Annotated in this window: 21 protein-coding genes and 1 pseudogene; 15 read left to right on the top strand and 7 right to left on the bottom strand. The window is 68.1% G+C overall.

All coding sequences use genetic code 11. The features are described from left to right. Positions 1–7: 7 nt before the first annotated feature. Entirely contained in the window at positions 8–604 is a 597-nt protein-coding gene (gene cei / locus ACFWGD_RS00525; protein WP_377776570.1) for an envelope integrity protein Cei, read from the bottom strand. Positions 605–774: 170 nt separating this feature from the next. On the opposite strand from cei, the gene ACFWGD_RS00520 reads away from it, so the two are divergent. Next, complete coding sequence (locus tag ACFWGD_RS00520) at positions 775–1,071, top strand: DUF4193 domain-containing protein (protein ID WP_291343490.1); 297 nt, start codon at positions 775–777, stop codon at positions 1,069–1,071. Positions 1,072–1,083: 12 nt separating this feature from the next. Here the strand turns inward: ACFWGD_RS00520 and ACFWGD_RS00515 are convergent, their stop codons facing one another. Continuing rightward, positions 1,084–1,602: a DUF3093 domain-containing protein gene (locus tag ACFWGD_RS00515; RefSeq protein ID WP_377776569.1), complete on the bottom strand. Its 519-nt coding sequence runs from the start codon at positions 1,600–1,602 to the stop codon at positions 1,084–1,086. Between the two features lie 84 nt (positions 1,603–1,686). Here ACFWGD_RS00515 and dut point away from each other — a divergent pair, with 84 nt between their 5' ends. The 4 genes from dut to dxs all read left to right on the top strand — a co-directional run bounded on the left by dut (position 1,687) and on the right by dxs (position 6,470). Continuing rightward, entirely contained in the window at positions 1,687–2,187 is a 501-nt protein-coding gene (gene dut / locus ACFWGD_RS00510; protein ID WP_377776991.1) for a dUTP diphosphatase, read from the top strand. A gap of 162 nt (positions 2,188–2,349) precedes the next feature. Further along, positions 2,350–3,177 (top strand): DUF3710 domain-containing protein, encoded by an 828-nt coding sequence (locus ACFWGD_RS00505; RefSeq protein WP_377776568.1) that lies wholly within the window; start codon positions 2,350–2,352, stop codon positions 3,175–3,177. 7 nt (positions 3,178–3,184) lie between these two features. Continuing rightward, positions 3,185–4,393 (top strand): class I SAM-dependent RNA methyltransferase, encoded by a 1,209-nt coding sequence (locus ACFWGD_RS00500; RefSeq protein WP_377776567.1) that lies wholly within the window; start codon positions 3,185–3,187, stop codon positions 4,391–4,393. Between the two features lie 133 nt (positions 4,394–4,526). Then, positions 4,527–6,470 carry a 1-deoxy-D-xylulose-5-phosphate synthase gene (gene dxs / locus ACFWGD_RS00495; RefSeq protein WP_377776566.1) on the top strand — a complete coding sequence of 648 codons (1,944 nt, stop codon included), beginning with the start codon at positions 4,527–4,529 and terminating at the stop codon, positions 6,468–6,470. Here the strand turns inward: dxs and ACFWGD_RS00490 are convergent. Next, positions 6,467–7,717 (bottom strand): HRDC domain-containing protein, encoded by a 1,251-nt coding sequence (locus ACFWGD_RS00490; protein WP_377776565.1) that lies wholly within the window; start codon positions 7,715–7,717, stop codon positions 6,467–6,469. The genes dxs and ACFWGD_RS00490 overlap by 4 nt on opposite strands. 234 nt (positions 7,718–7,951) lie before the next feature. On the opposite strand from ACFWGD_RS00490, the gene ACFWGD_RS00485 reads away from it, so the two are divergent. The 6 genes and pseudogenes from ACFWGD_RS00485 (at position 7,952) to ACFWGD_RS00460 (ending at position 14,852) form a co-directional block, all read left to right on the top strand. Then, positions 7,952–8,950, top strand: coding sequence for a siderophore ABC transporter substrate-binding protein (locus ACFWGD_RS00485; protein WP_377776990.1), 999 nt, complete (start codon positions 7,952–7,954; stop codon positions 8,948–8,950). Positions 8,951–9,086: 136 nt separating this feature from the next. Next, positions 9,087–10,253, top strand: coding sequence for an ABC transporter permease (locus ACFWGD_RS00480; RefSeq protein WP_377776564.1), 1,167 nt, complete (start codon positions 9,087–9,089; stop codon positions 10,251–10,253). Between the two features lie 26 nt (positions 10,254–10,279). Then, positions 10,280–11,422 (top strand): iron chelate uptake ABC transporter family permease subunit, encoded by a 1,143-nt coding sequence (locus tag ACFWGD_RS00475; protein WP_377776563.1) that lies wholly within the window; start codon positions 10,280–10,282, stop codon positions 11,420–11,422. Next, positions 11,419–12,174, top strand: coding sequence for an ABC transporter ATP-binding protein (locus ACFWGD_RS00470; RefSeq protein WP_377776562.1), 756 nt, complete (start codon positions 11,419–11,421; stop codon positions 12,172–12,174). Before ACFWGD_RS00475 ends, ACFWGD_RS00470 begins: the two co-directional genes overlap by 4 nt. Positions 12,175–12,480: 306 nt before the next feature. After that, positions 12,481–12,887 (top strand): annotated as a pseudogene (locus tag ACFWGD_RS00465) (transposase); the annotation flags it as partial. A 759-nt stretch (positions 12,888–13,646) separates the two neighbouring features. Then, positions 13,647–14,852 carry an MFS transporter gene (locus ACFWGD_RS00460; RefSeq protein WP_377776561.1) on the top strand — a complete coding sequence of 402 codons (1,206 nt, stop codon included), beginning with the start codon at positions 13,647–13,649 and terminating at the stop codon, positions 14,850–14,852. A 745-nt stretch (positions 14,853–15,597) separates the two neighbouring features. Here ACFWGD_RS00460 and ACFWGD_RS00455 read toward each other — a convergent pair. After that, positions 15,598–16,173, bottom strand: coding sequence for a DUF3000 domain-containing protein (locus tag ACFWGD_RS00455; RefSeq protein ID WP_377776560.1), 576 nt, complete (start codon positions 16,171–16,173; stop codon positions 15,598–15,600). A gap of 97 nt (positions 16,174–16,270) precedes the next feature. Here ACFWGD_RS00455 and hemE point away from each other — a divergent pair, with 97 nt between their 5' ends. The 4 genes from hemE to ACFWGD_RS00435 all read left to right on the top strand — a co-directional run bounded on the left by hemE (position 16,271) and on the right by ACFWGD_RS00435 (position 20,117). Further along, positions 16,271–17,368: a uroporphyrinogen decarboxylase gene (gene hemE, locus ACFWGD_RS00450; protein WP_377776559.1), complete on the top strand. Its 1,098-nt coding sequence runs from the start codon at positions 16,271–16,273 to the stop codon at positions 17,366–17,368. After that, the gene (hemG, locus tag ACFWGD_RS00445; RefSeq protein ID WP_377776558.1) at positions 17,365–18,807 is read left to right on the top strand and encodes a protoporphyrinogen oxidase; all 1,443 of its coding nucleotides are present in this window, start codon (positions 17,365–17,367) and stop codon (positions 18,805–18,807) included. The genes hemE and hemG overlap by 4 nt, the downstream gene beginning before the upstream one ends. A gap of 178 nt (positions 18,808–18,985) precedes the next feature. Next, a complete protein-coding gene (hemQ, locus tag ACFWGD_RS00440) occupies positions 18,986–19,690 on the top strand; it encodes a hydrogen peroxide-dependent heme synthase (protein ID WP_377776557.1) in 705 nt (234 codons plus the stop codon). Between the two features lie 184 nt (positions 19,691–19,874). Continuing rightward, the gene (locus ACFWGD_RS00435) at positions 19,875–20,117 is read left to right on the top strand and encodes a hypothetical protein (protein ID WP_377776556.1); all 243 of its coding nucleotides are present in this window, start codon (positions 19,875–19,877) and stop codon (positions 20,115–20,117) included. On the opposite strand, the gene msrB is transcribed toward ACFWGD_RS00435, so the two are convergent. From msrB to ACFWGD_RS00420, 3 genes are read right to left on the bottom strand one after another with little or no spacing between them, the layout of a single operon-like run. Then, a complete protein-coding gene (gene msrB / locus ACFWGD_RS00430) occupies positions 20,086–20,535 on the bottom strand; it encodes a peptide-methionine (R)-S-oxide reductase MsrB (RefSeq protein ID WP_377776555.1) in 450 nt (149 codons plus the stop codon). The genes ACFWGD_RS00435 and msrB overlap by 32 nt on opposite strands. Beyond that, entirely contained in the window at positions 20,532–21,890 is a 1,359-nt protein-coding gene (locus ACFWGD_RS00425; protein ID WP_377776554.1) for a glycosyltransferase family 87 protein, read from the bottom strand. Before ACFWGD_RS00425 ends, msrB begins: the two co-directional genes overlap by 4 nt. Positions 21,891–21,900: 10 nt before the next feature. Continuing rightward, positions 21,901–22,665, bottom strand: a complete 765-nt coding sequence (locus ACFWGD_RS00420) for a dihydrofolate reductase family protein (RefSeq protein WP_377776553.1) — start codon at positions 22,663–22,665, stop codon at positions 21,901–21,903. Between the last annotated feature and the right edge of the window lie 92 nt (positions 22,666–22,757).

Raw genomic sequence — 22,757 nt, 5'->3', positions numbered from 1 at the left:
CAGCAGATCAGCAGGCTCGGCCGCTGAGAGACTGCAGCGCCGCGGCGTCGACCCCGTCGCCGGCCTGCAGCGAGTCCATCGCGGAGCGGACGGGGCCGGAATCGTCCAGGCCCCGGAATCCCGTGCCCAATGCGATGTCGACGGAACCGTCCTCGCGGGCATCGTGGATGAGCTCAAGGCAGGGGAAGACCGCGTGGAGGGTGGCGCCGTGCGTCGCAAAGCCCGCCCCGAAGCGCACCTGTCCGTAGCAGTTCAAGTCCAGGTCGGGGCTGAGCGGATCGTTGCCGACGGCGCCGTCGGGGACCGTGGCGAAACCGAGGCCGACCAGGCCCTCCGAGACCTCCGTGGCCTGACCGGACTCGCCGTTGGCGTTGAGCACGCGCACCGGGATGTCGCGCGGGGCGGCCGGGGCCTCGCCCAAAAGGTCGGCGGCGGAGACGACGGCGCCGGCGTCGGGGTGCTCGCAGGCCACCGACGTGGCGGCCACCGTCCGGGTGAAGGCGAACGACCACGCGACGACGGCGGCGACCGCGAAAAGCGCGACGATGATGCCGTAAGGGGCGAAATTTCGGCGCCGGGGAACGTTCGGCTGACGGTGCGTCATGGACACAATGCTAGCCATTGCCGGGTGGCCCCCATTCACTTGTCGTGGATATCGCCGAAAAAGCGGCGTTGTCCAGGGGATATGACAGATTCTGAGAATTGCCCTAGTATCCGCGAAGAATACGGCGCAACACACGGAGTGCCGCGACCCCTTTGGAGGAGGGCCGAAATATGGCTGTCGATTACGATTCGCCCCGCACCCGAGAAGACGAGGACATCGCCACCGACTCGCTCGAGGGCCTGCAGGCCGCCGGCGACGACAAGCGCATCGCCGACGACGATGACGGCGAGATCGTGGAGCCCTACGAGCTCCCCGGCGCCGACCTTTCGGGGGAGGAGCTGGAGATTTCCGTCGTCCCCCGCCAGGACGACGAGTTCACCTGCGGTTCGTGCTTCCTCGTGCAGCACCGTTCCATGATGGCGCACGATCCCGGCGACGGATTCCCGATCTGCCGCGACTGCGCCTAGAACACGGTTGCCTTACGCCGATTCGCGGTCGGCGCCGAGGAACGCGTCGAGGAGCTTCTCGGGCTTGCGCGTGGACACCAGCCAATAGGGGGTGGGGTCGTCCGGATCGTCGAGGACGAGCAGCGCCATGGTGCGCACCCAGCTGTGCGTGACCAGGAAGGCCGCCGGGTCGAGCTGCCTGCCCAGCGCATTGCGGTGCGCGGACTCCGGGACGACGAGCGACTTGGAGACCACCGATGCGGGCAATACCGCGGAACCGGCGTGCAGCCAGCGCTCGCCGGTGCCGTCGACCTCGACGGAAATCTTGGTCTTGGACAGCGTGACCAGGATCCACAGGCCGATGAGCGTGATCAGCAACCCGCCGGCGATCAACCACACGATGCTGCGGTTGAACGCGACCTGCGCGGTGCACACCACGATCGCGGGCACGGCGAGCGCCCAGTACCACCAGGGCACCCACAACTGCTCGCGGTAGATGATGTCGCCGCCGGTGGCCGTCGTGGTGGTGTCGTCAGAAGTGCTCACGGGCATTCATCCTACCCATCCGGTTCCGGCGGTCGACCGCGGTGCGTAGGGTCTGGTGACGTGAACGACGACGCACGCAACGCTGAAGCACTGAACGACGACGTACTCCCCGACACCACCCATGACGCCGGCGCCGCGCCCGTCCGGGTCCGGCTGTTGACCCCCGACGCGGTCGCCCCCGTTCGGGCGCATCACGACGACGCCGGCGTGGACCTTTCCTCGGCCGAGGACCTCGTGCTCGAGCCGGGCGAGCGCGCCCTGGTCGGCACCGGCATCGCCATCGCCCTGCCCGCTGGCACGGTCGGGCTCGTGCACCCGCGGTCGGGTCTGGCCGCCCGCGCGGGGCTGTCCATCGTCAACGCGCCCGGCACCGTCGACGCCGGCTACCGCGGCGAGATCAAGATCAGCCTGATCAACCTCGACCCGCGCGAGCCGATCAGCATCGCCAAGGGCGACCGCATCGCCCAGCTGCTCGTGCAAAAGGTGGAGCTGAGCCCCTTCGTCGTCGTCGACGAACTCGACGCCACCGATCGCGGCGAACGCGGCCACGGATCCACCGGCGTCGCCGGAGCCCCGCCCGCTCGAGGCTGACGCGCCGGCACGCCCGCGGGCGGAGGAAAAGGCACCGTCCGGCGGCCCCGCACCCGGGATGCCGTTACGCTGAACATCAACAGAGCGAAAGAAACGTCGGCAAGCACGGCGCGCGGCGGCGCGAAACAACACCGCCCGCGCCAGCGCACCAGACCCACAGACATGAGGGAGACGATGGCCATGTGGCCCTTCGGCAACAAGAAGAACGACGGCAAGGCCGCACACGATGCAGACGGAGCCGCCGGCGCAGACGCCGCAGCCAGCGCGGGCAATGGCGCCAACGCGACCGACTCTGCCTCCGGCACCGGCGTCGACCGCGGCACCGTGAACCCGGTCGGCGAGGCCCGCGAGGACGGACTGCAGCCCGTCGAGTCCGGCCCGTTCGACATCGCCGACGCGAAGCCGGAGGAGTTCGACTTCTCCGACTTCGCCAAGGCCAGCGTCAACCTGGGCTCCGTTCTGCTGGCCGTGCCGCACGTCGGCGACATCCAGGTGGAGATGGGCCCGCAGGGTCCGACGATGCTGCACGTGGTCACTACCGCCGGCCGCATCACCCCGGTCGCCTTCGCCGCCCCGACGTCGGGCGGCCTGTGGGAGACCTCCGGGCGCGAGATCGCCGAGGGCCTGTCCAAGGACGGCCTCGATGTCCACTTCGAGGACGGCCCGTGGGGCGACGAGGTCGTCGGCGTGCGCGACGACATGCAGATGCGCATCATCGGCGCCGACGGCCCGCGCTGGATGATGCGCCTGACCCTGTCCGGCCCCGTCGCCTCCGCCGACGAGCTCGCCGAGATCGGGCGCGGCATGATGGCGCGCTGCTTCGTCAACCGCGGCGACAACCCCATGCCCGCCGGACAGCCGCTGCCGGTGACCCTCCCGGTGCAGATGGCCGAGCAGATCCGCCAGGCCTACGCCGCCCAGCAGGAAAACCAGCAGGGCCAGCAGGGCCAGCAGGGCCAGGCCGGGCAGCAGAACCCGCAGGGACAGTAGGAGCATCATGGACAACCCGGCCACCGGCCCCACCATCATCGAGGCGGTCGTCGACCGCCCGGCGCATGGCGGGGAGTCGATCGCGCTCCTCGACGGCCGGGTCATCCTCGCCCGCGGCGCCATCCCCGGCGAGCGCGTCCGCATCGCCCTCGACGACGCCGACGCCAAGCTGTGGCGCGGCGAGGCCGTGGAGATCCTCGACCCATCGCCGCACCGCATCGATCCCGCATGCGCCGCCGCCGCGGAGGGCGCTGGCTGCTGCGACCTCGGTTTCGTCGACCCCGCCTTCGCGCCGCAGCTCAAGCGCGACGTCTTGCTCGACGCGCTGCGCCGCATCGGGCGCTTCGACCTCGCCGATCTTCCCGAGCCGTCCGTCACCGCACTGGCTCCGGCCACCGGCTGGCGCACGCGCGTGCGCCTGGGCGTCGACGACGGCGGCCGCGCGGGCCTGCGCAAGCGCAAGTCCCGCGACCTGGTCACGGGCGTCGATTGCGCGCAGAACTGCGAGGGCTTGACGACGTCCCTCGGAGAAGCCGGTGCCGTGCCCGCCGGGGGAGAGCTCCACGTCGTGCGCGACGCCGACGGCGACCGCCACGTGCTGCACGTGGTGGGCAAGGGCCGCAAGCGCCGCGCCACCCAGGTCGAAGGCGAGCCGACGGCCGTCGAGCGCGTCGGCGGCCGCGAGTTCGCCGTGCCCGTCGACGGCTTCTGGCAGGCGCACCGCGCCGCCGCCGACCATTACGTCGCCCGGATCGGCGAGCTGCTGCCCGCCACGCCGGGCGGTCGGGCGTGGGACCTCTACGGCGGCGTCGGCGTATTCGCCGCCGCGCTGGCCGACCTCGTCGGAGACGGCGGCAAGGTCACCTCGGTCGAGTCCTTCGCCCAGGCCGCCAACGTCGGCCGCGAAGCGCTTGCGGGCCTTCCCGTGGAATTCCGCACCTCGAGGGTGGAGTCGGTCGTCGGCAAGCTGGGCCACAAGGTGGACCTGGTCGTGCTCGACCCGCCGCGCACCGGCGCGGGCGCGCAGACCGTCCAGGCGATCGCGGCGGCGCATCCGGCGAAGGTCCTGCACATCGGCTGCGACCCCGCGACGTTCGCCCGCGACGCGCGCACGTGGGCGGACAACGGCTACCGCATCGACTCCATCGAGGTCGTCGACGCATTCCCCGGCACCCACCACCTGGAGACGCTCGCGGTGCTCGTCCCCGCCGCCTGACAGCGGGACCGTGGCGGCGCGACTCGCGAGGTGTGCCTTAGTCACCCGGCCCCGCCGCCGCCCGTAGTATTGAAAGACCATCCCGGTGATTTACGCCGGGTCGCCGAGACGTGAAAGGAACGGGTACCGGTTCATGGCTCTCCTCGAATCGATCAATTCACCCGCCGACGTGCGCGCGCTGCGCCCGGAGCAGCTCGATGATCTGGCCGCGGAAATCCGCGAGTTCCTGGTGGAGAAGGTGTCCGCGACCGGCGGGCACCTGGGCCCGAACCTCGGCGTCGTGGAATTGACCATGGCGCTGCACCGCGTCTTCGATTCGCCGTCGGACCCCATCGTCTTCGACACCGGCCACCAGGCCTACGTGCACAAGATGCTCACCGGCCGCACCGGCGACTTCGATTCGCTGCGCCAGAAGGACGGCTTGTCCGGCTACCCGGCGCGCGCCGAGAGCCCGCACGACTGGACGGAGTCCTCGCACGCCTCGGCGGCGCTGTCGACGGCCGACGGCCTGGCCAAGGGCTTCGCCATCCGCGGCGAGCACCACCGCCACGTCGTCGCGGTGGTCGGCGACGGGGCGCTGACCGGCGGCATGTGCTGGGAGGCGCTCAACAACATCGCCGCCGGCAAGGACCGTTCGGTGGTCATCGTGGTCAACGACAACGGCCGCAGCTACTCGCCGACCATCGGCGGCCTGGCCGAGAACCTCGCGGCGCTGGCGCTGCAGCCGGCGTACGACATGGTCATGCGGCAGGGCAAGTCGGGCCTGCAGCGCATGGGCCCGGTCGGCGACTTCCTCGCGCGCATCGTCTACGGCGCGAAGGAGGGCCTGAAGTCGACGGTCATGCCGCACGAGATGTTCTCCGACCTCGGCCTGAAGTACATGGGGCCGGTCGACGGCCACAACATCCGGACCATGGAAAACGCGCTGCGCCACGCCCGCGAATTCGGTGGCCCCGTCATCGTCCACGCCAAGACCCACAAGGGCCGTGGCTTCGCGCCGGCCGAGGCCAACGAGGCCGACCTGATGCACGCCACCGGCGTCATCGACCCCGTCACGGGCGAGTCCAAGTCGAGCCCCGTGCGCGACTGGACCTCGGTGTTCTCCGATGAGCTGGTGAAGATCGGCGACGAGCGCGAGGACATCGCCGCCATCACCGCCGCGATGGCGGGCCCGACCGGGCTGGTGAAATTCGGAGCGGCGCACCCGGACCGGTTCTTCGACGTCGGCATCGCCGAGCAGCACGCGGTGACGTCGGCCTCCGGTCTGGCGCTGGCCGGCATGCACCCCGTGGTGGCCATCTACTCGACGTTCCTCAACCGGGCCTTCGACCAGCTGCTCATGGACGTGGCGCTGCTCAAGCTGCCGGTCACGCTGGTCCTCGACCGCGCCGGCGTCACCGGCTCGGACGGCGCCAGCCACAACGGCGTGTGGGACATGGCGCTGACGTCGATCGTCCCGGGCATCCGCGTCGCCGCCCCGCGCGACGGCTCCCGCCTGGTCGAGGAGCTGCGCGAGGCCGTCGACGTCAAGGACGGCCCGACCGTCGTGCGATTCCCCAAGGGCAAGATCGCCGAGGACGTCGACGCGGTCGAGCGCACCGCCGACGGCGTCGACGTGCTGCACCGCACCAACGGCAACGGCGGCAGCGGCGCCGGCAACGCGAACGCCGGCAACGCGAACGCCGGCGACAGCGGCGGCGACGTGCTCGTCGTCGCCGTGGGTTCCTTCGCCGCCGCGGCCGTGGAGGCCGCGCGCACGCTGGAGGACGAGGGCATCGACGTCACCGTCGTCGACCCCCGCTGGGTCGTGCCGGTGCCCGGCGACATCGTCGCCATGGCCGAGTCCCATGGCATGGTGGTCGTCGTCGAGGATGGCGTGGTCCACGCCGGCGTCGGTTCGCTGCTCGGCGACGTGCTGCGCGCGTCGGCCATCGACGTGCCCATGCGCCAGTTCGCGGTGCCGCAGAAGTTCCTCGACCACGCCTCGCGCGGCCAGATCCTCGACGAGCTCGGCCTCACCGCCGACGCCATCGCCGACGACGTGTCGGCGTGGTGGGCGGACATCCAGCGCGGCTAGCCCAGCGGTTGCCTGCGCGGCAGCAGCACCGCCTCGGACACGAGGCCGGACATGACGTCGACCTGCCACGGCCGCGCGCCCATTCCGGCGAGCAGGCCGCGGACCTCGTCGTCGGTGCCCGGCACTTCGCCGACGCCGGCGCCCGACATCGTCCACGCGACCTCGCGCAAGTCGGACGGCCTGAAGAGGGTCTCCGGGGCGATGGCCAGATCTTCGGCCAGCAGCTCGTGGCCGGCCTTGAGCCGGTCGAGCACCGCCGCCGCCTCGGGCGCGCGCTCCTCCCAGTTGCGGTGGTGCGGCCGCGGCGTGCCGGTCGGGCGCTGCCGCGCCGGCCACGTATCCCGCGGGGTGCCCAGGGCCCGGCGCAATTCACCCAGCCACAGCTTCGCCGCGCCGCGCCGCCTGCGCGGGAAGCCCTTCAACGACGTCATCTCCGCCTCGGTGCGCGGCAGCTTCTCCGCGATCGACGCCAGCACGTCGTGCGGCAGGACCGTCACGGGGGAGACGTCGCGCTCGCGCGCCATCCGGTCCCGGGCCAGCCACAATTCCCGGCCGGCCACGAGTTGTTCGGGCCTCTTGAGCTTGCCGACGCCGCGCATCGACCTCCAGCGCTGCCCGTCCGGCACGGCCCTGGCACCTGGGGCGTGGGCGAGACGGATCGCCTCGGACTCCTGTCGCAGCCATTCGACGCGGTCGAGTTCGGCGAGGGCGGCGGTCAAGGCGTCGCAAAGCTCGACGAGCAGTTCCACGTCCAAAGCCGCATAGTCCAGCCACGCGCCCGGGAGGGGGCGCGTCGACCAATCCTCGCGGCCATGGCCCTTGGCCAGGGTCACGCCGAGGAGCTCCTCGGTCATCGCCGCGAGATTGACCTTCGGCAGCCCCAGCAGGCGCCCCGCGATCTCGGTGTCCGCGAGGGTGCGCGGGTGCAGGCCGAGGTCGGCCAGGCAGGGGAGGTCGGAGACGGCGGCGTGGATGATCCAGTCCAGGGGATTGAGGTGGCCGGCCAGACCGGACTCGGCGATGACGCCGGGGACCGTTTCGGGGTCGACGAGGACGGTGCCGGCGCCCTCGCGGCGAAGCTGGATCAGGAAGGCGCGGTCGTCGTAGCGGTACGCCGAAGCGCGCTCGGTGTCCACCGCCAACGGGCCCTCCCCGGACGCGAGAAGCCGTCCGGCATCCGCGATTTCGGCGGCGGTGACCAGGACCTCCGGCGTGCCGTCGCGGGGGGAGAGCAAAGCTGCGCACATGAGGACGAGCTTAACGCGGAGGTCGCCGGCGGGCCCGGGGGAGGGCGTCGGGGGGATCTGCACGCGGCGCGCAGATTTCGGGTTAGGTGGGGCATACCTGGCGTGTGTTAGCGTGTCCTAAGGCTTTAAGGGGAGCGCCGCTTACCTTGGGTCGATGATCCGCATTCACTGATGAGATGGGGCGCGTGCGGCTGATACCGCATCCGTCCGAGACAACGAGGAGACAACCTCTTGATCACCACGCTTCGCCGCCGCACGGTGGCCGCAGCCGCCGCCGCGGCACTGACCTTCGGCCTCGTCGCCTGTTCCGACGACTCCGGCTCCACCGACGCCGCCGCCGAGAACACGGGCGAGACCACCACCGTGCAGATCGAGGACAACTTCGGCACGCAGTCCGTCGAGGTCCCCGCCGAGAACATCGTCGCCACCGACAACCGCGTCTTCCGCACCCTGGAGGACTGGGGCATCGATCTGGCGGCCGCGCCCGTCAACCTCATGCCGGCGAACCTGGAGTACAAGAAGGACGACTCCATCGTGAACCTGGGCAGCCACCGCGAGCCGGACCTCGAGGCCGTCGTCGCCGTCGAGCCCGACCTCATCATCAACGGCCAGCGCTTCGCGCAGTACGGCGAGGACTTCAAGAAGCTCGCCCCCGAGGCCGCCATCGTCGACCTCACCCCGCGCGAGGACAAGCCCTACGACGAGGAGCTGCGCCGCCAGACCAAGGGCCTCGGCGATCTATTCGGCAAGCAGGACGAGGCCGACAAGCTCATCGAGGAGTTCGACAAGTCGATCGAGCGCGCCAAGGCCGCCTACGACGACCAGGACAAGGTCATGGGCGTGATCACTTCCGGCGGCAACATCAACTACGCCGCCCCCGGCTCCGGCCGCTCGCTGGGCCCGATCTTCCAGATCCTGGGCCTGACCCCGGCGCTGGAGGTCGACAACTCCTCCACCGACCACGAGGGCGACGACATCTCCGTCGAGGCCATCGCCGACTCCAACCCCGATCTGATGATCGTCATGGACCGCGACGCCGCCGTGGCGCCGAACAACGGCGAGGAGTACACCCCGGCCAACGAGCTGATCTCCGACTCCGCCGCCCTGCAGAACGTGACCGCCGTCAAGGACGGCCGCATCGTCTACATGCCGCAGTTCACCTACGTGGACGAGGGCATCCAGACCTACACCGAGTTCTTCAACACCCTGGCCGACGCCCTGGAGAAGAAGTAACCACCGCGGCGCGAACCACTTGGTTCGCGCCTCCGGTCGGATCTGGCCCGGTCACGCAATCGAGCGTGGCGGGGCCACCTCCGTCCGAAGGTGAAGCCCAGCGCGCCGCCCCCGCGATCCGAGAGACCCCGAGCGCATGACCGCACCCAGCACCAACTCCGAGCCCGGACGAGACCCGTCCGGGCCGGACCCGACCCACGGCGCCCCCACCGGCCGCGCCACCGCCACCGCCACTTCCACCGCCTCAGTTGCAGGAGCCACCGCCACAGCTGCAGGAGCCACCACCACTGCGGCCGAAGGCGGGCCCGCACGCAGCACCACCACCGACCCCGCAGCCGCGCCCGCGGCGGCGAAGGGTCGGCTTTTCACGTGGCCCCTGCTCATCGGCATCCTGGTCACCGCGGGCCTGGTGGCCACGTCGCTGTTCATCGGCGTCTACGACATTTTCGGCGCCGAGGACGGCGCGGAGATGTTCGGCATCACCCGCGTCCCGCGCACGATCGCGCTGGTCCTGGCCGGTGCCGCGATGGCCATGTGCGGCCTGGTCATGCAGCTGCTGACGCAGAACCGCTTCGTCGAGCCCACCACCACCGGCACCACCGAGTGGGCGGGCCTGGGCCTGCTGCTGGTGATGATCGTCGCCCCCGAAGCGTCGATCCTGGTGAAGATGACCGCCGCAGTCGTCGCTGCCTTCCTGGGCACGATGATCTTCTTCGCGTTCCTGCGCCGCGTCACGCTGCGCTCGTCGGTGATCGTCCCCATCGTCGGCATGATGCTCGGCGCCGTCGTGGGCGCGGTGTCCAGCTACATCGCGCTGTCGACGAACATGCTGCAGAGCCTGGGCATCTGGTTCGCGGGGTCGTTCACGTCGGTGCTCAAGGGCCAGTACGAGCCGCTGTGGTTCGTCGCGGTCGTCGTCGTGCTCGTGTTCATCGTCGCCGACCGTTTCACGGTCGCCGGCCTCGGCGAGGAGATCGCCACCAACGTCGGCCTCAATTACCGCCGCATCGTCTTCATCGGCACGGGCCTGATCGCCATCGCGACGGGCATCGTCACGGTCGTCGTCGGCAACCTGCCCTTCCTTGGCCTGATCGTGCCCAACATCGTCTCCATGTTCCGCGGCGACGATCTGCGATCGAACCTGCCGTGGGTGTGCCTCATGGGCATCTCCGTGGTCACGGTCTGCGACATCATCAGCCGCATCATCATCCGCCCGTTCGAGATCCCGGTCTCGACGATCCTCGCGATCGTCGGCGCCGTCGTCTTCATCACCCTGCTGCTGCGCCAGCGCCGCCGCGCATGAGCCCCCGGCACAGAGAGGAGCGAACCATGAGCACCGCCATCGACCGGTCCACGCCGGACCTGCCGGAGGAGGCGTTCGCCGAGTTTTCGGAGGTCGCCGGCATCGACGAGTTCGACACCGCCGACGCCGCGCCCGAGCGCTCCGCCGACGGGGCCGGCCCCGGCCGGCGCCCGGGCACGGGCCCGCTGCCGACGGCGCGCTCCCGCAAGCGCTACTGGATCATCTTCGCCGTCCTGGCCGCGATGGCCATCGGCTTTGCGACGGCCAACCTCGCCTGGGGCAACCCCATGCCCTTCGGCTCCCGGGGCTTCTGGCTCATCGCGGAAATGCGCGTGAGCAACCTCGCCGTCATGCTCGTGGTGGCGTTTTGCCAGGCGACGGCCACGGTGGCGTTCCAGACGGTCACCCACAACAGGATCCTCACCCCGTCGATCATGGGCTTCGAGTCGCTGTACGTGGTCATCCAGACCGCGGCGGTGTTCTTCATCGGCGCCGCCGGCGTCGCCGCGATCACGGGCACCCCGCAGTTCCTGGGCCAGGTCGCGGTCATGGTCGTGTTCTCCGCGATCCTCTACGGCTGGCTGTTCGGCGGGCGCTTCGGCAACTTGCAGATCATGCTGCTCGTCGGCATCATCCTCGGCGGCGGCATGGGCGCGCTGTCGACGTTCATGCAGCGCATGCTCACCCCAAGCGAGTTCGACGTGCTCACCGCCCGCCTCATCGGCTCGGTGGCCAACGCCGACACCAGCTACCTGCTGGTGAGCCTGCCCATCATCGCCTTCGCCGGCGGCGTGCTGTGGCTGCGCTCGACCAAGCTCAACGTCCTGGGCCTGGGCCGCGACACGGCCACGAACCTGGGCGTCAACCACAAGAAGGACACCATCATCGTGCTGATCATGGTGTCCATGCTCATGGCGGTGTCCACCGCCCTGGTGGGCCCGATGACCTTCCTGGGCTTCCTCGTCGCCATGATCGCCTACCAGCTCGCCGACACCTACGATCACCGCCACGTCTTCCCGATCGCGTGGCTGACCGGTTTCGTGGTGCTGTCGGGCTCGTACTTCGCGCTCAAGAACTTCTTCTACGCGGAAGGCTCCGTCGGCATCATCATCGAGGTCGTCGGCGGCTCGTTCTTCCTCATCTACATCCTGCGAAAGGGACGCCTGTGATCACGCTGACCAACGTCGCCAAGCACTACAACGACGAGGTGTCCATCGGCCCGGTGGACCTGGAGATCCCCGCCGGCGGCGTCACCGCCCTCGTCGGCCCCAACGGCGCGGGCAAGTCGACGCTGCTGACCATGATCGGCCGCCTGGTCGGCATGGACGAGGGCTCGATCGAGGTCGCCGGCTACGACGTGACCTCGACGAAGTCCGCGGACCTGGCGAAGATCGTGTCCATCCTGCGGCAGGAGAACCACTTCGTCACCCGCCTGACGGTGCGCCAGCTGGTCGGTTTCGGCCGCTTCCCGTACTCGAAGGGGCGGATCACGCCGGAGGACGAGAAGATCATCTCCCGGTCCATCGACTTCCTCGGCCTGTCGGAGCTCGAGGGCCGGTACCTCGACGAGTTGTCCGGCGGCCAGCGCCAGCGCGCCTACGTGGCCATGGTGCTCGCGCAGGACACCGACTACATCCTGCTCGACGAGCCGCTGAACAACCTGGACATGCGCCACTCGGTGCAGATGATGCAGCACCTGCACCGCGCCGCCACCGAGCTGGGCCGCACGGTGGTCATCGTGCTCCACGACATCAACTTCGCGGGCCACTACGCAGATCGCATCTGCGCGGCGAAGAACGGCCGCATCGTGCACTTCGGCACGCCGGAGGAGATCATGCGCGACGACATCCTCAGCGACGTCTTCGACACTCCCGTCGAGGTCGTCGACGGTCCCCGCGGCCGCCTGGCGGTCTACTACTAGGCGGGTGTTGAGTCTAGGGGCGGAATTATCCGGTGATTGCAACACCCTTGATTTCGTCGAGTTGGGCAGCTGGCGCCTTCAGATTCAAGGTTTCCTTCGGCCGTGCGACAAGCATCCGCTCGACCTCAGCAATGCGTTCATTGGTGACGTCGCGAAAGCCGGCGCTCTTGGGAAATGACCGGTGGATGAGCCCATCGTTGTTCTCTCTGCTGCCGCGCTGCGACGGCGAGTGCGGGAGATGACTTCGGCGACCAGCGTGACGCCGAAGGTGGCGATGGCAGCAGTAGGTCCGTCGTTGACGGTGAGGTCAATGATGCGTTGGCGGATGTGGGGTGGCTACATTGCCCTTGCTTCAGTTTCAGGTTGGCAATGCGTCGCACACATTTGGCCAAAAACCCTCCGGCATGGTGTCCAAGACGCAGTGACCGACGTTGTCGGCGATGATTCAGACGGCGTCCCAGCAGGCCGATTCCGCCACCGTGTGAGCCCAGGCACGTGAGGTATTCGACTTCTGCCGCCAGAAATTCCCCCATGCGGCTGACTACCTGGAAGACCACCTTGATGAACTGCTGGCGTTTACCGCAGCGCCCAAGCCGGTGTGGGCGAAGGTGTGGTCGGAGCGGCTCAACCGGGAGATGCGCCGGCGTACTGATGTGGTGGGAATCTTCCCCAACCGTGAATCGGTGATCCGGTTGGTCCGGGCCGTGTTGGCGTGATCGGCAGAGACTGCCCTGCTCTGGCGGGGCCTGATTGCTGTTAATTCGTCCAGCTTTCTCTACGGGTATGCACACCACTTCGCTGGACTTGACCGAAGGCACTGCCCAAATTCTCTGTCCCAGACCACAACGACCTACGCACCCCCGAACTAGGGTGAATCAGACAGTCGTCAAACTTGGGCAATAACACTGATGTCCTGCATTGAATAGATGAACATGGGATCATTGGCGCAAGCGCAGTCGTCTATCGAGTCAATGTGCCTTGGTTCGAGGGGGAGGTTAACAGTAGTCTCATGATTCGCGGGCAAGGAAAGACTGTTGGCGATCTGGATCGAAGCTGGAATGTGAGAATCTGGCTCTGCGTCTCTGTGAATCGTCATGCGAAAGTGGGTATCTCGATCTATGATCTGTGTGCCATTTATAGTAAGAAACCGCTGTGGTAACTATAATTGACTCCAGTGAATTAGTCTGAGCGCTCTTCGGACCGTATTGCAGTATCGGCAACCGTTAAGTTGGGAATGTCGCGATAGAAGCTGCTGGGTTATCGAGCATTAATCGGGCATTGATGCAAGCTGAAGTTTCTCTTTACTCGGACCCTGTTCTCGGGATGGTGGAAGCTGTTAATTGCGACAGTCGCTACCAAATGCTCGAATTGTTTCGTATGGTGGCAAGGGTCTACCTTGTCGACCTCTACGTTAATTCTTTGTATCAGATAAAGGCTAATCTCGGAACGTTTCTGTTGAGGGGTGAGGTCACGTGCGTTCGCGACTAAGAATTCCTGGGGCGTTTCTATTAGCTGGATCTGGATTGTTTAATTTCGCCTCGGGCGGTTATGCGATCGCTCTCGGTCAGGGTCTATTTGAGGCTACGGGTTCGATTTCGGCTTTTACGGCGGTTGTGATCGTTGAATACTTGGGGCCGATTGTTCTGGCTGTCGCGGCTGGCAGTCTGTCGGATCGAATTAATGCGGCGCTTCTCTGTATGTGGTCAGCCCTGCTGGCTGCAATTTCGGTGTCCGTCTATCTCATCGTTCCCGGCTCTGTCGCTGTAGGGGCGGTAGTGTTGGGGATCGTAATCAATATCCTCCGTCCCTTTTATCGGGCCGGCATATTCGCTGCAGGGGCTCGCAGTATCGATCCTGCCGACCTATCTCAATATAACTTGCGCTGGACGGTGTCCGTGCAAGCCGGGCAGATCCTGGGTGGAGCAGCTTCTGGTTTCGTTCTATCTTCAGGCGGCGTCAATGCCTCACTGGCTGTCGTCGCCGGAGCATTTGGTCTTTCATCGGTGGCGCTGGCATTTGCACGCTTCGGCATCGCTTCTCTGCCCGATAGTGGAAATGCAGAGAAATTTGGCTGGATTAGGCTTTTCCGTGCCATCGCGGGTGAACCCAGGCGATGTATTGCACTTTTGCTTATTGGGGCAGACTTTGTGACTATTTCAACGTTTACCGTTGCCCTGGCTCCACTTGTCGAGCGTGTCTTTGTTGACCTGCTGTGGTTGGGGATCCTAGATGCGCTTTTTGCGCTTGGCGCAGGCGGAGTGGCGTTGATTGGATTTGGCGATCGGTCCTCCGAGTATTCGCTGCGCAAGGGCATCTCCCACGGATATCTCGCCCAGATTGTGGCTTTGGTAATAGTTGTGTTGGGGATCGTAACGAGTGCGCAGGGGCGGTTGGTCATATGTATTGGAGCCGTAATTCTCGGAGCTGGAGTGGCGATTTCGTCTAGTCAGCAGATTACTATTCTCCAACGCGATGGCACTGGCGGAGACGTGGGCAAAATCGGTGCGTTGCGTCAAGCGATCATCGGCGTCGTTACTATATTGGCGTTGCCGGTTGTTGGAATAGCGCTAGGTGCCAGTCTTCCTGCAGGCTACCTGCTTGTTGGAGTTTTCTTGCTCGTGTGCCTGGGCGTCAACGTCTGGCTACTCCGCGGAAGTTCGTCGTGTTCCAACTCCTAGTCGTTATGTCCGGAGGTGACATGAACGACTTGCGCGGTCGTTGAGTCTGTGGTTCTCGCTGTAGCTGACTGTCATCGTGATGTGTGCGTCTTGAGCGGTATGCGGCTTCCAAAGGTGGGCCTACTGATTGGCGTTGAGTGCCATCGCTCAGCGGCCTTCGACGACGTCGAGCAGCCTCGCCGGTTCGGTGCCGTCGACGTCCGGGGTGTGGTCTCCGAGTACGGTGACGAACGAGCTGGCACCGTCGCCGCGCACGAATTTTTTCGCGTTCTTGTTCGCCCCGAGGACATGCACACCGTTTAGAGCCCCGGCTCGTCGAAGACCAGAGCGCGGACCTTACGACACCGCCAGGTCTATGGCTTTGTCTCATTCCGGGCTGAAGGCTCTAGTTTTCGTCGCGACGCGGTTCTGTCCGATCGCCTGACGCTGCAGAACTCAGGGGTATGGGGATGGGTCGTCTTGGCCTGTGGCTCGGACAGGTGACCGATCGGTTGGTGGAGGGGCAGCGCCACGTACGACGGGCAGTGCGGGTCCAGGGCCACCGGCGAGTATCAATGGTGCAGCAGTTTGTCTTAGACGGCGTTGTGCGGATTGACCTGGGGATTGGTTCACGCTGGCGGGCAGCTTGCTGATGCGGCAGGCAAGGGCAATCCTCGGAGGCAGTGGCTGGGCCATTTGTTGGCCTAGGCTACCGCGGGATGTGGTGATGCACTGGTAAGAAGCGTTCGCAACCTAGCGGGGAAAACTAGCGGCCCAGCTCGGAGATGCCCTCCGGCGGCAGGCCGGCGACGTTGGCCAGCACGCGGGAAAACGCCTCGACGTGCGGGGCGAGGTCGACGCCTTCCGCGGTCCAGGAGGCGCGCATCTCCAGCTGGAAGGCCTCCGGTGGGCCACCGATCTCGCCGTAGCGCACCGAGTTGGTGGTGGTCACCGTGCCACCGAGGTTGCTGAAGCCGGCGCCGCAGTCGTCGAACCCCTCCGTCAGCCACTGCCACGCCACCTGGGGCAGCAGGGGATCGGAGGCGACGTCGGCGTCCATGTCGGCCTGGATGTAGGCGACCAGGCGCATCGACCCCGACCACGATTCTTCCGCGCGGGGATCGTGGAGCAGGATCAGGCGGCCGAAGGCGTCGCCCTCGGACGTCTCCGGAACCAGCTCGGTTTCCGGGTGGAGCACCTCCAGGCCGACCGCGTGGCTGAACGGGGCCAGCTTCTGCGGGGGCCTGATGTCGCCCAGCGAAATCTCGGCGCGCACGTGCGCGGCGTGCATCGACTCGACGGCGTCGCGGAAGGGCTGCGGAGCGGATTCGGTGGCGGTCACGGTGGTTGAATGTAGCGGCGGGGGCGGCCCCGGCAGTGGAGGCGCGCCGCGACGGGGGCGGCGGAGTCGCCGATGCCGGATGGGGCATGATGGGGGCATGTCTAATCGCCGCAACTTGACCGACGCCCCGTTCCTTGAGGCCGCCGTCGGGCGCACCCCGTCCCGTCGCCCGGTGTGGTTCATGCGCCAGGCGGGCCGATCCCTGCCGGAGTACCGCGAGATCCGCAAGGACGTCGGCATGCTCGACTCCTGCTTCGACCCGGAGCTGCTGGCGGAGATCACCATGCAGCCCGTCCGCCGCCACGACGTCGACGCGGCGATCCTGTTCTCCGACATCGTCGTGCCGGTCAAGGCCGCCGGCGTGGACCTGGACATCGTCGCCGGCCGCGGCCCGGTCGTCGCCGAGCCGATCCGCACGGCGTCCGACATCGACCGCCTGCCGGAGCTCGATCCGGACACCCTGGCCCCGGTGGCCGAGGGCATCGCGCGCATCCTCGACGAGCTCACCGACCAGCAGGTGCTCATCGGCTTCGCCGGCGCCCCGTTCACGCTGGCGTCGTACCTGGTGGAGGGCGGCCCGTCGCGCAACCACGAGCGCACCAAGGCGCTCATGCATTCCGAGCCGGAGCTGTGGGACAAGCTGATGCGCCGCATCACGCCGATCGTCGTCGGCTTCCTGCGCGCGCAGATCGACGCGGGCATCGACGCCATGCAGCTGTTCGATTCGTGGGCCGGCTTCCTCACCGAGCGCGATTACCGCCGCCACGTGCTGCCGCATTCGCAGGCGATCTTCGAGGCGGTCGCCGACGCCGGCATCCCGCGCATCCACTTTGGCGTGGGCACCGGCGAGCTGCTCGGCGCCATGGCCGAGGCCGGCTCCGAGGTCGTCGGCGTCGATTGGCGCGTGCCGCTCGATGCCGCCGCCCAGCGCATCTCCAACACCCTGGCCGACGCCGATCCGGCAGGCGACCGCGCCTCCCACGCCCGCGTGCTGCAGGGCAACCTGGACCCGGCAATGTTCTTCGCCGGCGACGCCGCCATCGAGGCCGAGGTCCGCCGCATCTGCGGCGAAGCCGACCGCGCCATCGAGCGCGGCACCGCCCGCGGGCACATCTTCAACCTGGGCCATGGCGTGCCGCCGAACACCGACGCCGACGCCATCACCCGCACCGTGAAGATGGTGCACGAGCTGTGAGCGCCCGTCCGCTGACCGTCGTCATCGCCGGCGCCGGCCTCACCGGTCTCGTCGCCGCCTATCAGCTGCGCCGTGGCCTCGGCCCGGGCGCGCGCATCGTCGTCGCCGACCCGGAGGACCGCGTGGGCGGCAAGTTGCGCACGGTCGACACGGCCGAGGGCCCCATCGAGGTCGGCGCGGAGGCGTACCTGGGCTTCCGCAAGGACGCCACGGACTTCTTCGAAAACCTCGGCCTCGGCGACGAGCTGGTCACCCCGTCCGGTATGCCGTCGATGATCTTCGCCGCCGATGAGCTGCGCTCCATGCCGCGCACCACGGTCATGGGCGTCCCCGCGTCGTCGGAGGGCCTTCGGGGATTGCTTTCCGACGACACGTGCGCCCGCATCGACGCCGAGACCGACCCCGAGGCGACGCCGCCGCTGCACTGGGTCCATGGCGACGACGTGAACCTGGGCCAGCTCGTGGAGTCGCGGCTGGGCCGCGAGGTCGTCGATCATCTGGTCTCGCCGCTGCTCGGCGGCGTGTACTCGAGCCTGGCCGATGATCTGGGCCTGCGCGCCACCGTGCCGCAGCTGGCCGGGGCGCTCGACGCGATGACCGAGGTGGGCGAGCCGGTGAGCCTCACCGCCGCCGCGCAGCGCGTGCTCGACCAGCGGGCCGAGGCCAACGAGGCCCGCCTGGCATCGGGGGCCGTGGCCGCGCCGATCTTCCGCACCTTCCGCAACGGGTACCGCAAGGTCTACGACCGCCTCGTCGAGCAGGCCGCGCCCGAGCTGGAGCTCGGCGTCGGCGTGGAGAAGATCGCCGACGCAGCCGCTGGCGGCGGCAAGGACGTGACCTTGACCGATGGCCGCGTCATCGAGGCCGACGCCGTCGTGCTCGCCGCGCCCGCCCCGGCCACCGGCGCTCTGCTGGCCGGCGTCGCACCCGACGCCGCCGAGATCATCGGCGGCATCGACCTGGCCTCCTCGGCCGTGGTCGCCATGCGCTTCGATGACGCCGAGGGGCTGCCGGACTACTCCGGCATCCTCATCGCGGCCGACGCCGACGTCGACGCCAAGGCGTTCACCTTCTCGTCGAAAAAGTGGCCGCACCTCGGCGAGCGCGGAGGCGCCATCGTCCGCGGTTCCTTCGGCCGCTTCGGCGACGATTCGCTGGTCCACCTGTCGGACGAGGAGCTCACCGCCAAGGCGCTGGTCGATCTGGAGTCGCTGACCGGCTTCGGCGCCCGGCCCGCGGAGGTCGTGGTCCAGCGCTGGTGGGGCGGCATCCCGCGCTACGGCGTCGGCCACGGCGAGCTCATGCGCTTCGCCGACGCCGACCTCGATGGCGTCCCGCGCGTCGCCGCGGCCGGCGCGTGGCACCGCGGCCCCGGCATCCCCGCCTGCATCGCCGATGCGAAGGCCGCTGCGGCGAAGATCATCAACGACCTGTCGTAGCACTCGGGGCCATCCGGGCAGGGGACATCCGGGCAGGCGCGGGTAGCCTGTTCATCAGTGCCCGTCCCGGCCCGGACGATGTCCACCGAACGCTTATCACCACCGATCACCACCGATCACCACCGATCACCACCGATCACCACCACACCACCACCGACTTCAAGGAGACGGCCGTTCCATGGCGAAGCTCGACTACAAGAAGCTCAACGACACCATCCGCTACACCATGTGGTCCACGTTCAAGGTGACCCCGGGTGCGCTGGGCGATGACCGCGAAGAGGCGGTCGCGCAGACCCGCGAGTTCCTCAAGCGCTACGAGGCCGATGACGTCGACCTCATCGTCCGCGGCTTCTACGATGTCTCGGCGATGCGCGCCGAGGCCGACTTCATGTTCTGGGTCCATGCCGAGAAGATGGAGGACGTCCAGGCCTTCTACAACGCCTTCCTGCGCGAGACGCCGCTGGGCCGCGCGTCGACCCCGCACTGGTCCAACGCCGCGCTGCACCGTCCGGCGGAGTTCAACAAGTCGCACCTGCCGTCGTTCATCATGGGCGAGGAGCCGGGCCGCTGGATCGCCGTCTACCCGTTCGTGCGCTCGTACGACTGGTACCTGCTGGAGCCGGCCGACCGCCGCCGCATCCTGTCCGAGCACGGCCAGGCCGGCCGCGATTACCCGGACGTGCGCGCCAACACGGTGCCGTCCTTCGCGCTCGGCGATTACGAGTGGATCCTGGCCTTCGAGGGCCCGGAGCTCGACCGCATCGTCGACCTGATGTGGAAGATGCGCTACACCGAGGCCCGCCTCCACGTCCGCGAGGAGATCCCGTTCCACACGGGCCGCCGCGTCGATGACGTCGCGGAGATCATCAACGCCCTCCCGTAGCCTTCCGCCGGGCGCGTGCCATGGCCTTCGCCCAGGCTTGACGACGACCACCGCCCCCGCACTCCACCGATCGGAGTGCGGGGGCGGTGGCCGTCGTCAAGCGTGGTGCAGTCGGCGCGCGGGATGGCCGGCCCGATGGTAGGTTCGGGGCCACAACAATCCGGCGCCACCCGAGGGGGAAGCGATGCCCGAACGACAGACACGTCCCGCGGCGGGGAAATCGGCGTCGTGGATCATCGGAGTCGCCACGGCCGCGGCGATCGCGGCGGCGGTCGCGACGTGGCTCATCGTCGAATTCGCGTCCGGCCAACCGCGGTCGGAGGCCATCGGCGCGGCTGCGTCGGCGGCCGGCCTGGTCCTCGGCGTCGGCGTGATCATCGCCGTTTACCGGGGGCTCACTGGCCGATCGGCTTCTCCTCGAGAGTGAGGCAGATCGAGTTGATGCAGTACCGCTGGTCGGTCGGGGTGGGGTAGCCCTCGCCGGTGAAGACGTGGCCCAGGTGCGACTCGCAACGGGCGCACAGGACCTCGGTGCGGCGCATGCCCAGGCTGTCGTCGACGCGCTCGATGACCGCGCTGCCGGCCAGCGGCGAGAAGAACGACGGCCAGCCGCAATGCGAGTGGAACTTCTCCGTCGAGCGGAACAGCTCGGCACCGCACGCGCGGCAGGAGTAGACGCCCTCGGTCTCGGTGTCGGTGTATTCGCCGACGAAGGGGGCCTCGGTGCCGGCCTGGCGCAGCACGCGGAACTCTTCGGGGTTGAGGCGGGCGCGCCACTGCTCGTCGGTGAAGTTCCAGTCTGTGGTGTCGGGCTCGTCGGTGCCGGTGGTGTTCTGGTCGGTCATGCCCTGGTCCTTTCCATCGATTCCGGCTCTCGTCCGCCGGACCGTACACCCCGTGCAACGCCGGCGGGGGCGGCGGATGTTCCCTCGGCTGTGGCCGCGCGCGGGGAGAAGAAGGACGCGGCGTTTTTGCGGCCGAGCCAGTCGTAGCCGGCGGCGTGCTCCTCGATCGTCCACTTGATCAGCGCCCCGAACATGGTCAGGCACAGCAGCATCCAGCCGATCCAGGCCATGACCTGGATCCACAACTGCGAGCCGACCTCGTAGTCGTCCATGAACCAGTTGAGGCTGAAGTAGAACATGGTCACGGCCAGGCCCGCGGGCAGGTTCAGCACCACCGATCGCGGCGCATCGCCCTGGGCGTCGCGGGCGCCGAAGAGGCCGTGGAAGACGCCGACGACCGTCGGCAAGATCAGCAGCGCGTAGTACTGCTGGCCCAGTGAACCGAGCAGCAGCACGCCCGTCATGAGCACGCCCGAGGTGGACAGCGCCCAGAAAATCTCGTCGCGCCACTGCCAGCGCAGCAGCAGGATCAGCGCGAAGATGACGGGGGCGGCGAAGACGATGAGCCACAGCTTGACCAGCAGCTCCGGTGCGCCGAAGTAGAGGAGCTCGCCGGAGATGGAGGCGTTGGCGTGGAGGCGGACCTCGCCCAGGTACGGCATGGTCCGCTCGACGTAGGCCATCGGGTCGGCGGCCAGCGGCCACGCGGCGATGTTGAAGGCCACCGGGATGCCGAAGGCGACGAGGATCGTCGACCAGTCCTTGCGCACGAAGGCGAGGAACAGCAGCGGCGCCACGATCGGCTTGACGGTGATGGCGAGGCCCAGGATGACGCCCGCGAGGATGCGGCGGTCGCGCAGCAGCAGGATGATGAACAGCACCTGCGCCAGCAGCAGCGTGCCGTTGACGTTGGCGAAGCGCAGCGTACTGGTCACCGACTCGGTGAGGAACGCCAGCGACAGCGTCAACGGGACGATCCAGCTGGTCAGGGGCACGCGGCACAGACGCAGCAGCAGCACGATGGCCAGGATGATGCCCGCCGCCTGCGCGAAGATGAACCACATTCGCGCGGTGTCGTAATCGCCCAGCCACGTCACCGGCTGCAGGGCCAGCGTGCCGCCGGGGGAGTACAGGTAATGCGGATCGACGTGGGCGTAGTTCGCGGTGTAGACGAGGTTGCCGTCTCCGAAGCGAACCAGGGCACGCCAGACCGTGGTGAAGTCATCGGTGCCGCCGCTTTGGTGGGGCAGCGCCCAGGCGCGGTGGATGATCATGAAGATCGCGAATGGCCACAGCATCGGGGCCACCATCCGCCGGGCGCGGGCGCCGTCGAGCGTCGTCGGGGAGGTAGTCACGGGTACGAAGCTACCCGGCGCAACCCCTGGAATAGCGGACAAAAAGGTGCGAGTCGGAGAACGCCGCGGCCTCCACTCGGAATTCGAGGGGCAGCGCCGAAGCGAGCGCAGACTCGGCGACGCTGCTCTCCGCGACGCTGCTCTCGGATCCCAGCGTCGCGGGCCCCGCGCCGACGACCATGGGGGACAGGGTCAGGAAGGCCCGGTCGACGGCATCGGCGGCGAGGAACTGCCGATAGACGCCCGGGCCGCCTTCGAGCGCGATGCGGGAATGCCCGAGCTCCCGCAACGCCCCGATTACGTCGTCCGGGCCGGTGCCGGGCAGGCCGATCAGTTCGGCCCCGGCTGCGACGAGTGCTTCACGACGGTCCGGATCGGCGTCCCCGCCATGGAGAATGAGGGGCGGATTGGAGGGGTCGTCGAAAAGCCTCGAATCGGGGGCGATGTCCAGGGAGCGGCTCAGCACCGCGAGGCGCGTCGGGGCAGTGGCGGGGCCGTAGTTTTCGGCGCGGGCGGTGCCGGCCCCGACCACGACGACGTCGGAGACCGACCGGAGGGCCGCGAGGACCGCGGCATCGGCGGGATTGCCCAGGCCGCCGGAGACGCCGTCGATCGCGCCGCGACCGTCGAGGGAGGTGACGGCGATGAGAGTGACGCCGGGGAACGGGCCGACGAACCGGGCCACCGGCGACTCTTCGGCCAACTCCGGCGCGCCGGCGGGTGATCCGATGTCGCCGAACCACTCCAGCCCGCGACCGCGTGCACTGCCATTCATGATCGCCGAGCCTATGTTTGCCGGCTCCCGCCCGCCAACCGTGCGAGGCTAGGCCAGCCTTCTCAGCGAAGCCGAATAATCCTTGTCGTATT

Source organism: Corynebacterium sp. NPDC060344, assembly GCF_042725215.1.
Taxonomy (GTDB): domain Bacteria; phylum Actinomycetota; class Actinomycetes; order Mycobacteriales; family Mycobacteriaceae; genus Corynebacterium.
Note: the sequence above shows the minus strand (reverse complement) of the source record. Positions and strands in the feature narration are given on the sequence as shown.